Genomic DNA, 1355 nt, shown 5'->3' with positions numbered 1-1355 from the left:
GGCTTATAGGACAAAATGTGTGTCCACGTTGGGGGCATCGGCGCAGGTCGATGCCCCTTTTTCAGCCGTTTAAATTCCGTGCCCGCTTTTAACCGCTCGGACAGAATGTGTGTCCGGTTGCCTATCGTTACCGCAGGTAGATAACCTTTTCCGGAACCGTTAAATACCCTTTCGGAAGAGGTGCCCATGAAGGCCGTTTATTGCCCCTACTGCGGCGGTCGGACCAAGCGCAACGGCAGGACCTCATCGGGGTCCCAGCGGTGGAGGTGCACGGCCTGCGGCGCGTCGACGACGGTGAGGTACGACGACACGGCGACGAGGCTGGACGAGTTCCTCGGGTGGCTCCTCTCCAAGGACTCCCAGGCGGCGATGCCGGGCGGCGGGCGGTCCTTCAGGCGCAGGACGGCCGAGTTCTGGGAGGTCTGGCCCATGCCCGTCCCCGACGGCGAGCTGCACCGCGTGCTCTACGTCGACGGGATCTGGATCGCGCGCGACCTCGTGGTGCTCATATGCTGCAGCGGCGAGAGGGTGGTCTCCTGGTACATGGCAAGGTCGGAGAACTCGAGGGCGTGGTCGGCCCTCATGGCGCCGATCCCGGCGCCCGAGGTGGTCGTCACCGACGGCGGGAGCGGGTTCGCCAAGGCCGTGCGCGAGACCTGGCCGCGCACCAGGGTCCAGAGATGCACCTTCCACGCCTTCTCGCAGGTCAAGCGCTACACGACGACGCGGCCGAAGCTCCAGGCGGGGCGCGAGCTCTACCTCATCGCGCGCGACCTCATGGGAATCGAGACGCTGCACCAGGCCGAGCTCTGGGTCGAGCGCTACCTCGACTGGTGCGGGTTCTGGGCCGACTTCCTGGAGGACAGAACCGTGGTGGACGGCAGGAGGGTCTACACCCACGAGAGGCTGAGGCGGGCGCGCTCGTCGCTGTCGTCGCTGGTGTCGGCGGGGACGCTGTTCACCTACCTCGACCCCGCCCTGGCCAAGGCCGGCCCGCTGCCGTCGACCAACAACATGATCGAGGGAGGGGTGAACTCGCAGCTGAGGGCCGTCCTGCGCAACCACCGGGGGCTGACGTCGGTCAAGCGCGTGAAGGCGGTGTTCTGGTGGTGCCACGCGCACTCGGGGGACGCGAGGACGGCGCGCGAGAAGCTCGCCACGATGCCGACCGACGCGGACATCGACTTCCTGTTCAGCGTCTACTCCGCCTCGCCGTCGCGCGAGGACGGAGGGCCGGAATGGGGCGACAGGGCCGTGTGGGAGGACCTCCACCACAGGGACCCGTACCCGTTCTGGCTGGATTAATGGATGGAAACGGATGTTCTATCGGGACACACATTTTGTCCTATAGGCCG

General features: G+C 66.2%; 1 protein-coding gene. It reads left to right on the top strand.

Annotated elements, in window-relative coordinates; all coding sequences use genetic code 11:
- Positions 1–186: 186 nt before the first annotated feature.
- Positions 187–1305: an IS1249 family transposase gene (locus ACTQVX_RS08800; protein WP_441055232.1), complete on the top strand. Its 1119-nt coding sequence runs from the start codon at positions 187–189 to the stop codon at positions 1303–1305.
- Positions 1306–1355: the final 50 nt, after the last annotated feature.

This window comes from Collinsella sp. LCP19S3_A6, assembly GCF_052122015.1.
Classification (GTDB): Bacteria; Actinomycetota; Coriobacteriia; order Coriobacteriales; family Coriobacteriaceae; genus Collinsella.
This window is presented reverse-complemented; position numbering and strand designations above follow the sequence as displayed.